The 12,269-nt window shown below is 72.3% G+C and carries 9 protein-coding genes; 6 read left to right on the top strand and 3 right to left on the bottom strand.

What is annotated here, in order from left to right:
- Window positions 1–70 precede the first annotated feature (70 nt).
- The 6 genes from ACIGXJ_RS06210 to ACIGXJ_RS06185 all read left to right on the top strand — a co-directional run bounded on the left by ACIGXJ_RS06210 (window position 71) and on the right by ACIGXJ_RS06185 (window position 9,698).
- Entirely contained in the window at window positions 71–1,321 is a 1,251-nt protein-coding gene (locus ACIGXJ_RS06210; protein ID WP_399642056.1) for a hypothetical protein, read from the top strand.
- Window positions 1,321–3,519: a glycosyltransferase gene (locus ACIGXJ_RS06205; protein ID WP_399642054.1), complete on the top strand. Its 2,199-nt coding sequence runs from the start codon at window positions 1,321–1,323 to the stop codon at window positions 3,517–3,519. The genes ACIGXJ_RS06210 and ACIGXJ_RS06205 overlap by 1 nt, the downstream gene beginning before the upstream one ends.
- A gap of 149 nt (window positions 3,520–3,668) precedes the next feature.
- Window positions 3,669–5,174 carry an acyltransferase gene (locus tag ACIGXJ_RS06200; protein ID WP_399642051.1) on the top strand — a complete coding sequence of 502 codons (1,506 nt, stop codon included), beginning with the start codon at window positions 3,669–3,671 and terminating at the stop codon, window positions 5,172–5,174.
- Window positions 5,175–5,908: 734 nt separating this feature from the next.
- Window positions 5,909–6,856 (top strand): hypothetical protein, encoded by a 948-nt coding sequence (locus tag ACIGXJ_RS06195; protein ID WP_399642049.1) that lies wholly within the window; start codon window positions 5,909–5,911, stop codon window positions 6,854–6,856.
- A 177-nt stretch (window positions 6,857–7,033) separates the two neighbouring features.
- Window positions 7,034–8,425: a nitrate/nitrite transporter gene (locus ACIGXJ_RS06190; protein WP_399642047.1), complete on the top strand. Its 1,392-nt coding sequence runs from the start codon at window positions 7,034–7,036 to the stop codon at window positions 8,423–8,425.
- A gap of 121 nt (window positions 8,426–8,546) precedes the next feature.
- Window positions 8,547–9,698 (top strand): uroporphyrinogen-III synthase, encoded by a 1,152-nt coding sequence (locus ACIGXJ_RS06185; RefSeq protein ID WP_399642045.1) that lies wholly within the window; start codon window positions 8,547–8,549, stop codon window positions 9,696–9,698.
- A 144-nt stretch (window positions 9,699–9,842) separates the two neighbouring features.
- On the opposite strand, the gene ACIGXJ_RS06180 is transcribed toward ACIGXJ_RS06185, so the two are convergent.
- From ACIGXJ_RS06180 to ACIGXJ_RS06170, 3 genes are all read right to left on the bottom strand, one after another.
- Window positions 9,843–10,829, bottom strand: coding sequence for a hypothetical protein (locus tag ACIGXJ_RS06180; RefSeq protein ID WP_399642157.1), 987 nt, complete (start codon window positions 10,827–10,829; stop codon window positions 9,843–9,845).
- Window positions 10,830–10,864: 35 nt separating this feature from the next.
- Window positions 10,865–11,518 carry a hypothetical protein gene (locus ACIGXJ_RS06175; protein WP_399642043.1) on the bottom strand — a complete coding sequence of 218 codons (654 nt, stop codon included), beginning with the start codon at window positions 11,516–11,518 and terminating at the stop codon, window positions 10,865–10,867.
- Between the two features lie 118 nt (window positions 11,519–11,636).
- Window positions 11,637–12,143 (bottom strand): DUF1772 domain-containing protein, encoded by a 507-nt coding sequence (locus ACIGXJ_RS06170; RefSeq protein ID WP_399642041.1) that lies wholly within the window; start codon window positions 12,141–12,143, stop codon window positions 11,637–11,639.
- Window positions 12,144–12,269 lie beyond the last annotated feature (126 nt).

Below are 12,269 nucleotides of genomic sequence, written 5' to 3'. Positions count from 1 at the left end.
ACCTGTACCCGCTCCGGCCGCCGATACACAGGTGCTGCCCGACGCGGCCCTCAGGGGGTGGCGTGGCGTCGTGGCCGACAGCGGAGTGGACGAGACGGCCGTGCTGCCGAAGGCCGTGCGCCCGCGGCAGTCGCCCGAGACGCTGCCGGGCGGTCCGGGGGAGCGTCTGCTGCCGCGGCGTGAGCGCGGCGGAGCGGCTGGGACACCGAGAGGCGGCCTGCCCGGTGGCGCGACAGCCCCGGGCGGCACGACCGCGGGCGGGTGGCCCGCCGCCGGCCGTGGACGACACGCCGCGCCCGCGCCGGCCCCCTACGGATCCTCGGGCACTGCGGCTCCGTTCACCGCCTCGGTCCCGTCCGCCCCCGCCGCCCCCTTCGTCCCATCCGCCCCCGCCGCTCCCTCGACCGCCTCGACCTCCTGGTTCACCGGCGCCGACACGGGCCTCGGCGCGGACGCCACCGCCGTACTGCCGACCGCGCCCGCCCCGCACGACCCCTGGGCCGAGACCGAGGACGCCGACCAGCAGCCCGTTGCCGCCCCGAACACGCAGGAGCACGACCCGCACGAGGTCACGGTCCAGCTGGACGCCGTACAGCTGGGCGATGTCGCGCTGCGCCCGGTGAAGGGCGGCCTCACCGGCGCGACGGACGGCTCGGACGGGCCGGTGTTCGTCGACGAGACCGGCCGCCGCAGCCGCAGATGGCGCCGCCTGGGCATGGCCGTGGGCCTCGCCTGTGCCGTGTACGCCGTCGTCATCGTCGCCACCCTGCTCTCCGGCAGCTCCGACGCACCCTGGCTGCCCGTCCCCGAGAAGGGCGGCAAGCCCGCCGGGAAGGTCGACTCGCCCGCGCTGCCGTCCGACTCGGTCCAGCCGTCGGGCCCGGGGGCCTCGATGTCCCCGGAGGCGGACCCGAGCGCCACGGCCGGGTCCACCCCGGCCGCCGGCGCCACCCCGGGCGCCGCCGGTGCCGCGCCCACCGCCGAGGCCCCCGCCGGCCGCGCCACGACCACGCCCGGCCCGGCTGCGACGCGGTCCACCGCCCCGCTGCCCGGAGGCGGCGTCACCCAGCCCGACCCCGAGCCGACGGAGACGGCCACCGAGCCCGATCCCGAGCCGACGACCCCCAGCGAGGACCCGACCACGGCCGACCCGTCGACCGAGACCGGCGGCACCGACGGCGGGAGCGGCGACGGCGGCACCACGGCGAACGGCCCGCTCGCATCCGACCCCGTGGCCCGGGAGCAGGGCGGCAGCGAGCCGTCCACCCTCGCCGCACCCCCCTCCGCTCAGCCCTCCCCGTCCCCGGAGTACCTCCTCTGATGGCATCCCGCAAACGCCGTCACGGGCCCCCGGCCGGAGCCCGCGACGGCTTCCGGCGCCCCCGTGTGCCCATGCGCCTGCTGCTCCCCGCGCTCGTCCTCGTCGCCCTGATGGCGATGCTGATGCTGCGCGGCTACGTCCACAGCGAGATCCTCGCCGACCACCGGGTCCGGCCCCCGGCCCCGACCGACAAGGTGCCGGACGAGATCCTCAACGGCGGGCCGGTCATCGACACCCGCGCCGGGCGGCCCGACACCCTCAGCGTCGCCGGCCACCGGCTGGTGCTCACCTTCGACGACGGCCCCGACCCGGAGTGGACGCCGAAGGTCCTGGACGTGCTGAAGAAGCACCACGCGCACGCCGTCTTCTTCGTCACCGGCACCATGGCCTCCCGCCACCCCGATCTGGTGCGGCGGATGGTGGAGGAGGGCCACGAGGTCGGTCTGCACACCTTCAACCACCCCGACCTGTCGTACCAGTCCAAGAAGCGCATCGACTGGGAGCTGTCGCAGAACCAGCTCGCCATCACCGGCGCGGCCGGCATCCGCACCTCGCTGTTCCGCCCGCCGTACTCCTCCTTCTCCGACGCGATGGACAACAAGTCGTGGCCGGTGACCGAGTACATCGGCAGCCGTGGCTACATCACCGTCGTCAACAACACCGACAGCGAGGACTGGCGCAAGCCCGGCGTCGACGAGATCATCCGCCGCGCCACCCCAAAGAACGGCAAGGGCGCGATCGTCCTGATGCACGACTCCGGCGGCGACCGTCACCAGACGGTTGAGGCGCTGGACAGGTTCCTGCCGCAGATGCAGGCCGAGGGCTACAAGTTCCAGAACCTCACCGAGGCCCTCGGCGCGCCCAGCGCCCACTCCGAGGTCACCGGCCTCGACCTGTGGAAGGGCAAGGCGTGGATCTTCCTGGTCCAGGCCTCGGAGAAGATCACCGACGGACTGGTCGCCGGCCTCGCCGTCATCGGCACCCTGGTCATCGGCCGGTTCGTGCTGATGCTGCTGCTCTCCGGCTACCACGCCCGCCGGGTGCGCCGCCGCGGCTTCCGCTGGGGGCCGCCGGTCACCGAACCGGTGTCCGTGCTGGTGCCGGCGTACAACGAGGCCAAGTGCATCGAGAACACGGTGCGTTCGCTGATGTCCAGCGAGCACCCCATCGAGGTCCTCGTCATCGACGACGGCTCCTCCGACGGCACCGCCCGCATCGTGGAGGCCATGGGCCTGCCGAACGTACGGGTGATCCGCCAGCTCAACGGCGGCAAGCCCTCCGCGCTCAACCGGGGTCTGGCCAACGCCCGCCACGACATCGTCGTCATGATGGACGGCGACACCGTCTTCGAACCGGCCACGGTCCGCGAGCTGGTCCAGCCATTCGGCGACCCCCGCGTCGGCGCCGTCGCGGGCAACGCCAAGGTCGGCAACCGTGACTCCCTCATCGGCGCGTGGCAGCACATCGAGTACGTGATGGGCTTCAACCTCGACCGCCGCATGTACGACGTGCTGCGCTGCATGCCGACCATCCCGGGCGCGGTCGGCGCCTTCCGGCGCTCCGCCCTGGAGCGGATCGGCGGCATGAGCGACGACACGCTCGCCGAGGACACCGACGTCACCATGGCGCTGCACCGTGACGGCTGGCGGGTCGTCTACGCCGAGAACGCCCGCGCCTGGACCGAGGCCCCCGAGTCCGTCCAGCAGCTGTGGTCGCAGCGCTACCGCTGGTCGTACGGCACCATGCAGGCCATCTGGAAGCACCGCAAGGCGCTGGTCGAGCGGGGCCCCTCGGGCCGCTTCGGCCGCGTCGGCCTGCCGCTGGTGTCCCTGTTCATGGTCGTGGCTCCGCTGCTGGCGCCGCTGATCGACGTGTTCCTGCTGTACGGGGTGGTCTTCGGCCCGACCCAGAAGACGGTCGTGGCGTGGCTGGGCGTCCTGGCCATCCAGGCGTTCTGCGCCGCGTACGCCTTCCGCCTGGACAAGGAGCGGATGACCCACCTCATCTCGCTCCCGCTCCAGCAGATCCTGTACCGCCAGCTCATGTACGTCGTACTGCTCCAGTCCTGGATCACCGCCCTCACCGGCGGCCGGCTGCGCTGGCAGAAACTGCGCCGCACGGGTGTCGTCGAGGCACCCGGCGGCCCGGTACCGCGCCAGCGCGCGGCCGTGGGTGACGATCGGAGGCCGGTGGGATGACACAGTCGGACGCACGGCGCGGCAGCGAGCCGACGCCGTCGTACGGGGCTGCGTACGACGCGATGTTCGGCACGCAGGACGCATCTCAGGGCTCGTACCGAGGAGCAGTGCAGGGGCCTTCGCAGGATGCCTCACGGGGGGCAGAGGACATGCAGGGCACGCAGGGCGCGTACGGGGCGGGCTCGTACGGTTCGAGCGACGGGACGCAGGGGGCGTACGACTCCTACGGCGTCCCGCACCAGAGGACGACGGCCCCGGAGCCGGGACGGGTGCCGCAACCGGTCGCGGCAGCGGAACCGGCTGCGGTGGCGGATCCCTTCGCGAAGGTGGAACCGGCTGCGGTGGCGGATCCGTTCGCGGGCGTGGAACCGGCTGCGGCGGTGGATCCGGTCGCGACGGCGGCATCGCAGCGGCAACCGGGATCCGAACCGGCGGCCGCCGCACCGAAGAAGGCGTCGGGCCGTGACCGCTACCTGGACCTGCTCCGCTCCATAGCCCTGGTCCGTGTGGTGGTGTACCACCTCTTCGGCTGGGCGTGGCTGACGGTGCTGTTCCCGTCCATGGGCGTGATGTTCGCGCTGGCGGGCTCGCTGATGGCGCGCTCGCTGAGCCGCCCGGCGTGGGGTGTGATCCGGGGCCGGGTGCGCAGGCTGCTGCCTCCGCTGTGGGCGTTCAGCGCGGTGGTGCTGGCGCTGATGTTCGCGGGCGGCTGGAACCCGACGAAGAACACCGAGGACGGCCCGACCTGGGCGCTCCTCGAACTCGTCAACTACGTCATCCCGATCGGCGCCCCGCCGTTCCCCTGGCACATCGGCTCCAAGTCGGGCCTGCTGGAGGACACCTGGGCCGTGCAGGCGGCGGGCCCGCTGTGGTACCTGCGGGCGTACCTGTGGTTCGTGGTGGCGTCGCCGCTGCTGCTGTGGGCGTTCCGCCGCGTGCCGTGGGCGACGGTGTTCGCCCCGCTGGCCCTGACCGCGGTCGTCGGCACGGGCCTGGTCAAGATCCCGGGCGAGACGGGCAACGCGGTGACCGACTTCGCGGTCTACGGCGGCTGCTGGGTCCTGGGCTTCGCCCACCAGGAGGGCCTGCTCAAGCAGATCCCGCGCTATGTCGCGATCTCCTGCGCGGGCCTGCTGATGGCCTTCGGCCTGTGGTGGGCGTCGGGCCACCTCGGCCCCGACGGCTGGGACCTCAACGACATCCCGCTGGCCCAGGCCACCTGGTCCTTCGGGTTCGTCGTCATCCTGCTCCAGTACTCACCGTCCTGGCAGGAACTCCCCGGCCGCCTCGCCAAGTGGGACAAGCTCGTCACCCTCTCCAACAACCGGGCCGTGACGATCTACCTCTGGCACAACATGCTCATCATGGCCACGGTCCCGATCATCGACCCGGTCTACGAGCTGCCCTTCATGCAGAGCGACCGTGCGGTGGCCGCCCTCGACACGACGTACATGATCTGGATGTTCGTCCTCGTCTGGCCCCTGATCGGCCTCGCCGTCCTCGCCTTCGGCTGGATCGAGGACCTGGCGGCGAAGAGGAAGCCCCGGCTGTGGCCGAACGGCTCCTCCCGCCGTGGTTCCTCCGGTGGTCCGACGCCCCCGAGCGTCGGCACACGCGGCCGGGGCACCTCGGGCCGTCGTCGCCCGACGGTTTGACGTGGTGACCGGCGGGCCTGACGCGGTGCCGACGGAGGGGACCGGACGGTCACCCGACGCGGTGCAGGACGCCGGCGCCGGGCCGGGGGATCGGCTGCCGAGGGTGGGCTCCGCAGGCGTGGTTCCGCCGCCCGGCCGGGTTCCGGACGCGGGCCTGACGGCGTCCGATCAGGGCGACGCAGGCCGGCAGGCACTCCGTCGGCCTGAGGACGGGGACGCCGCCCCGCCGTCGCGAGGGCGGTCCAGGGGTGCCGGAGCGCCGGCTTCTGGCCGGCCGGCCTCCCCACCGGCGTCCCGGGAGACCCCCTTCGGCTCACCGTTCGCGGCCGCGTACGGGGTGCCTTCCCCCGCGGAGCCGCCCGCTATCTCACAGGCTGGGCGGCGGGCTCCCGCCCCAGCGCCACTCGCCGCGCCGCAGCCCGAGTCGACGCAGCGTGCCCCCTCGCCGACAGCTGACGGGCCGGCCTCCGGGGCCACCCGCCAGGGTGTTCGTCTCATGGCCGTCGCCTGCACGGCGGTGCTGACGCTGCTCGCCGCGGCGGCCGGGTGGTACGCGCTGACACGGTGAGGGACACGACTGCCGCGCCCCTTGGCGCGGGCAAAGTCGCCCGCGTGGCAGGACCGGTTCGCCGGTGCGGCCCGGGGCCGCCCTGGCGGGCATGCTTCGGCCGAGGGCGTGTGGAAGGCTTCCCCCGTTGCGTCTGTGATCAGCGAGCGTCACGAGGAGCGGGTCGATGAGCAAGCGGCAAGTCCGCAAGATACTGCGGGAGATGGCCACCGGGCAGCCCGTGACCGTCAGCAGTCCCATGGCGTCCGTGAAGAAACTCGCTCGATTCGCCTACGTGGCGCAGCAGTTCGGGTACGAGTACGCGGACGTACGGCAGGGCGGGACGCACAACAACGTCTACACGATGCTGCTCCTGCCCGACCCCACCCCGCAGGGCCGGGCACGGGCCGCGCAGAACTGGGCGCAGTACCCGAACGCCGGGGACGGGGTGTCGCTGCCTCCGTTCGTGCCGAACGCGGTGGAACTTCTGAAGGCGCGGATCAAGTTCGACATCTCCAGCCGGAACACCGGGAAGCAGCGCATGGCCCTCGCGGTCGTCGGCTGGACGGGCGCCTCCGTCGCCCTCGCCTTCGAGTTCGGCGGGGAACCGGAGGACTTCGTCGTCGCCGGCATCATCTGGGCCGCGCTCCTGGCCCTGCTCCCCTTCGGCTTCGCCTGGTCCCGCCGCTACAACGCCAGGCAGGCCGCCCTCCTCCAGGCCGCCGGCTTCACACCGGTGCGCGACGAGACGGGGCGGCTGCGGTACGTGCCGCCGGGCGGGCAGCTGCCCGGGCACGCCAACCCGTTCTCGGGCGGGGTGGGCGGGGCGGGCGTGCCTGGTGCGCCCGGTGTGCCCGCGGCCCCCGGCGTGCCGCCGCAGACGCCGTACGCCACGCCGTACGCCCCCGGCCCCTACGGGAGCAGCCCCTACGGCCCCGTACCGAGCAGCCCCTACGGCCCCGTACCGAGCAGCCCCTACGGCCCGAGCAGCCCCTACGGCCCGAGCAGCTCCGACGGTGCCGTACCGAACAGCCCCTACGGCCCCTACGGCGTCGGCGTACAGCCGCAGCCCCCGCAGTCACCCCCGTCCCACCTCCCCCAGCAGGACCCCCACTGGCAGCCGCCCCGCGGCTGAGGTCGGGGCCGGGGCCGGGGACGGGGAACCGGGGGACCTCTCATCCGCCCGTTTCGCCCGGTGAGAGCAAAGTTCCTTCCCGGTCACCCACAGCCACAGACAGGAAACGCGCCCTCCCTACCTTCGGGACTCAGCCACTCCCAGCCACACCTGAGCCCGTAGCACCGTGGAGGCGTCATGACAGCATCCAGTTCGACCCCCTCACCCCCCGCCACCACCGGCAGGGGCGGCCGCTGGATCGAGCGGTGGGACCCGGAGGACGAGGTCTTCTGGGAGGACACCGGCTGGAGGATCGCCCGCCGCAACCTGGCCTTCTCCGTGCTGTCCGAGCACATCGGGTTCTCGATCTGGACCCTGTGGTCGGTGATGGTGCTGTTCATGGGCCCGGAGTACGGGCTGACGCCGGCCGACAAGTTCCTGCTCGTGTCCATGGCGACCCTGGTCGGCGCGATCGTGCGGATCCCCTACACCTTCGCCGTAGCGCTGTTCGGTGGCCGGAACTGGACGATCGTGTCGGCGAGCCTGCTGCTGATCCCGGCGGTGGCCGCGTTCATCGTCATGGAGCCGGGGACGTCGTACTCGACCTTCCTGATCTGTGCCCTGCTGACCGGTGTCGGCGGCGGTAACTTCGCGTCCTCCATGACCAACATCAACGCGTTCTTCCCGCTGCGGAAGAAGGGCTGGGCGCTCGGCCTGAACGCCGGCGGCGGCAACATCGGTGTGCCCGTCATGCAGCTGGTCGGTCTCGCGGTGATCGGCGCGAGCGGCGGGCCGCGGGTGCTGCTGGGGATCTACATCCCGCTGATCGTCCTCGCCGCCGTCCTCGCCGCGCGGTACATGGACAACCTCGCCACCATGAAGAACGACACCGGCGCGGCCAAGGAGGCGGTGAAAGAGGGCCACACCTGGATCATGGCCTTCCTCTACATCGGCACCTTCGGCTCCTTCATCGGCTACAGCTTCGCCTTCGGGCTCGTGCTGCAGACGCAGTTCGGGCGTACGCCGCTGCAGGCCGCGTACGTCACCTTCATCGGGCCGCTGCTCGGCTCGCTGATCCGCCCCATCGGCGGCCGGCTCGCCGACCGCTACGGCGGTGCGAAGATCTCCCTGTGGAACTACGTGGCCATGGCCGCCGCCACCGGGGTGGTCCTGCTGGCGAGCGAGCAGGAGTCGCTGCCGCTGTTCACCACCGCCTTCATCGCCCTGTTCGTGCTGAGCGGCCTCGGCAACGGCTCGACGTTCAAGATGATCCCCGGCATCTTCCAGGCCAAGGCGCTCGCGCAGGGCCTGCGGGGTGAGGAGGCCGCGGCGTACGGCCGGCGTCTGTCCGGCGCGTCCATGGGCCTCATCGGCGCGGTCGGCGCGCTCGGCGGACTCGGCATCAACCTCGCCTTCCGCCAGTCCTTCCTGACCGCCGGCACGGGCACCGGCGCGTTCCTCGCCTTCCTCGCCTTCTACGGTGTCTGCTTCGCGGTGACCTGGGCCGTATACCTTCGCCGGCCGGCGGCAGGACGCGGTTCGACGGCCGCCGCCGAGGCGAAGCCCGAGCTCAGCTACGCCGAGGTGTGACGTAACACCGGCGCAATCAAGCGGAACCGAGCCTGTCACGCGCCGTTGACAGGCTCGGCCGCATGTAGGTGCACAGGGGTCCGCCAGGCCCCGCTGACTCTAAGAGTGCGGGACGAGAGTTATGTACGACGAACAGCAGTCACCGGAGCACGGTCCCCTCGCCGGTTTCACCGTCGGGGTGACGGCCGCGCGCCGCGCCGACGAGCTCGGGGCGCTGCTCCAGCGCCGCGGCGCCTCGGTCCTGCGCGCGCCCGCCCTGCGGATCGTGCCGCTGGCGGACGACGGTGACCTGCTCGCCGCGACCAAGGAGCTCATCGACCGCGTGCCGGACGTGGTGGTCGCCACGACCGCCATCGGCTTCCGCGGCTGGATCGAGGCCGCCGACGGCTGGGGCCTCGGCGAGGCCCTGCTGGAGCGGCTGCGCGGCGTGGAGCTGCTCGCCCGCGGGCCGAAGGTCAAGGGCGCGGTCCGCGCGGCGGGGCTCACTGAGGAGTGGTCGCCGGAGTCGGAGTCCATGGCCGAGGTCCTCGACCGGCTCCTCGCCGAGGGCGTGTCCGGCCGCCGCATCGCGATCCAGCTGCACGGCGAGCCGCTCCCCGGCTTCGTGGAGTCCCTGAAGGCCGGCGGCGCCGAGGTGGTCGGGGTCCCCGTCTACCGCTGGATGCCGCCGGAGGACATCGCGCCCGTCGACCGGCTCCTGGACGCGGCCGTCGCCCGGGGCGTGGACGCGGTGACCTTCACCAGCGCGCCCGCGGCGGCGTCCCTGCTGTCCCGGGCCGAGGAACGGGGCCTGCTCCCCGAACTCCTCTCCGCCCTGAACCACGACGTCCTGCCGGCCTGCGTCGGCCCGGTCACCGCCATCCCCCTCCAGGCCCGCGGCATCGACACGGTCCAGCCCGACCGCTTCCGCCTCGGCCCGCTCGTCCAGCTCCTCTGCCAGGAACTGCCGGCCCGCGCCCGCTCCCTGCCCGTCGCCGGCCACCAGGTCGAGATCCGCGGCCATGCCGTCCTCGTCGACGGCACCCTCCGCCCGGTCCCGCCGGCGGGCATGTCCCTCCTGCGCGCCCTGGCCCGCCGCCCTGGCTGGGTCGTAGCCCGCGCCGACCTCCTGCGCGCCCTCCCGGGCGCCGGCCGCGACGAACACGCCGTCGAGACGGCGATGGCCCGCCTGCGCACGGCCCTCGGCGCACCCAAGCTGATCCAGACGGTGGTCAAGCGGGGGTACCGGCTGGCGCTGGACCCGGCCGCGGATGCGAAGTACGCGGACGCGTGAGGACCGGGTCGGCGATCGGCTGACCCGTGTCAGTCCGGCCCGCGCCGACGGTGGCTCTCCGGCGCGAGCCGCGACGGGCCCTTCAACGCGCTGACCGGTCCGGGGGCGCGCGTGGGTCCTACGCTGCGCCCCCGCTTCGGCGGGTCACCGGTTGACGGCCTGGATCTCCTGCACGGTCACCGCCTGCTCCGCGCCGAACGTGCCGTCGGGCAGGGTTCGTTCGCCAGGCACGCCCGTGCCGGTCCAGTGGATCTTCCAGGTGATGGTGGCCTTCAACGGGAAGGTGCCCTCGCCCGAGGAGCGCAGGTAGCGGACGCCGCAGGGCGGGTTACGGTCGGCCTTGCCCTTGGCGTAGGGCTCGCCGATGTGGCCGTCGGTGATCCGGCATGTGCCGGAGGCCGGGTAGGTCTCGGCGTCCGGCGTGCCGGGGTCGAGTTCCAGGGCGACCGGTTCGGCGGTGGTGGTGGCCTGGATGCCGAGCAGGGGGACCGATGCAGTGACGGAGACCGGCTTGAAGTCGGCGCCGTCCAGCCAGGCCCAGGTGGGCAGGTTGACCTTGGTGGCTCCGGCGGGCGCCAGGTCGACCTTCGTGGAGGGGACGCGGATCTCGGCGTAGGCGAGTTGGGCGAGCATCTCCGGAGTGATGGCCTGGGGAATGTTCGGGGGAGGGGCGTCGCCCTTGTCCACCCAGAACGGCGGCTCTTTGCAGTCGAGGGCACCCGGATCGCCCTCGCGGCCCTCCGTGACGTAGGAGTCCCACCAGTAGCCCTCGCCGGACTTCTCCTTGTTGAAGTCCTTGTAGGGGTGCCCGTCGACATAACGGGCGCGCTGCTCGGCGTCCCACTGGTAGCCGGTCGACTCCGCCTGCCAGATGGGTTCGAGGTAGGCCTTGAGCTCCTCCGGCGAGTACTTGGGTGCGTAGTAGCAGGCCGGCGGGGTCCAAGTCGTCGTCGACGTCACGGTGCCGGCCGACTGTCCCGAGCCGTTCCTGGAGCGGTCGAAGACGATGGCGCCTGCGGTCGCGGAAACCGTCCGGCCCTCCTTGCCGCCGTTCACCTGGGTCTCCGAGCCTGTTCCATTGCCGCCAGGGACAACGTCGGCCCAGGCCGGCGCCCCGGACGACCAGAGCATGACAGCGGTCAGGGCTGCGCACACCGACGTCTTGGCTAGCGCTGGCACTGGGCGGCTCCCCTCACGGACACGATCTGCGAGGTCTGCCAGACGCCGTCCGCGTTCCTGTCCAGGCTGGTGTTGTAGAGGACGTAGCTGTTCTTGGTGACCGGTGTCCTCGCGATCTCGCCCGTCTTCTTGTCCTTGCTGAAGCCCTTGCTCTCGTCGGCGCAGAAGGTGAGCGTCGCGGAGTCCTCGCCCTTGAGGGTGACTTCGCGGTCGAAGTACCGCACCTCGCCGGTGATCGTCGCCCCGGCGTCCTTGAACTGCTCCACCCAGGAGAGCGCGGCCTCCAGCGACTTGCCGGTGTTGTAGTAGCCGATCGCCTCGCCCTTGGGGTCGGTCCCGGTGATCGCGGCGTCCACGGCCCGCATCCGTTCTGCACTGTCCGCCAGGACGGCATCCTTCACCGGGTCACCGGTCTGCGCTTCCTCGAAGACCAGCTTCAGGTCTGAGGGGAGAGTGATATCCGGCCGGTCGGTGTCCGTCGGCACGGCAGCCGTAGGCGAGGGCGACGCGGTGGGCGCGGTGTCCGCGCCGGCGATCTTGTCGTTCGCCTCCGAGCTGTCGTCACCGCTGCTGCAGGCGGACAACGACAGGGCCGCGACGGCCGCCAGTGCGGCCATGGGCAGGATGGGGCGGCGGTTCACGTTCAACTCCCGGTGGGGCGAGATTCTCACGAGCGGACCCACGTTATCGATGGGGTTGTGGTGACACCAGGCGGGCTCCCGTCGGAGGCGGACGGTCGATGGTGCCGTTCGGGCGGGATCAGAGGTTTGTGTCGTCCCGGGCCGGGCCCCGTCGCCCTCGCGCAGACAACGCCCCCACCAGCAGGCCCAGTCCCACCGTGGACGTCACCGCACGCACCGCGTTCCACGCCACCCACGGCCCCTCGAAGTCCTCGCGGGCTGCGGTCAGGGACACGGTGGCGGAGGCGAGTTGGTCGTTGAGGGGGACGTTGACGGTCACGGTGAGGAGGAAGGTGAGGGCGTAGGCCGCGCAGCCGGACCATGTCCACCAGCGGTGCGGCTCGGTGCGGGACTGCCAGGCCGAGGCGGCGCAGAGGAGGAGCCCGCCGAGGAAGGGCGTGAGGAACAAGGGGTTCTGGATCACGTCGTTGATGTCGCGCATGACCTGGACGAAGACCCGGTCGTCGCTGCGGGACAGGGCCGGCATCACGGCGCAGGCGAAGACGAAGAAGGTGCCTGCCGTCAGGCCCGTCGTGACGGTGGCGGCGGCGAGGGCCAGGGTCGCTGTTGCTCGTCTGCGTGTCATGTGTTCGAGTCAACGGCCCCCGGCCGGCAGCCGACATGGTCCAGGCTCGCCGTCCCATACGCGGGCGTCCACCGGGGGGTACCGGTGCGGCCCGCGGGCAGGCACTGTGGTGGGGGACGTTCCTCC

The organism is Streptomyces sp. NPDC053367, assembly GCF_044545925.1.
Taxonomy (GTDB): Bacteria; Actinomycetota; Actinomycetes; order Streptomycetales; family Streptomycetaceae; genus Streptomyces.
Note: the sequence above shows the minus strand (reverse complement) of the source record. Positions and strands in the feature narration are given on the sequence as shown.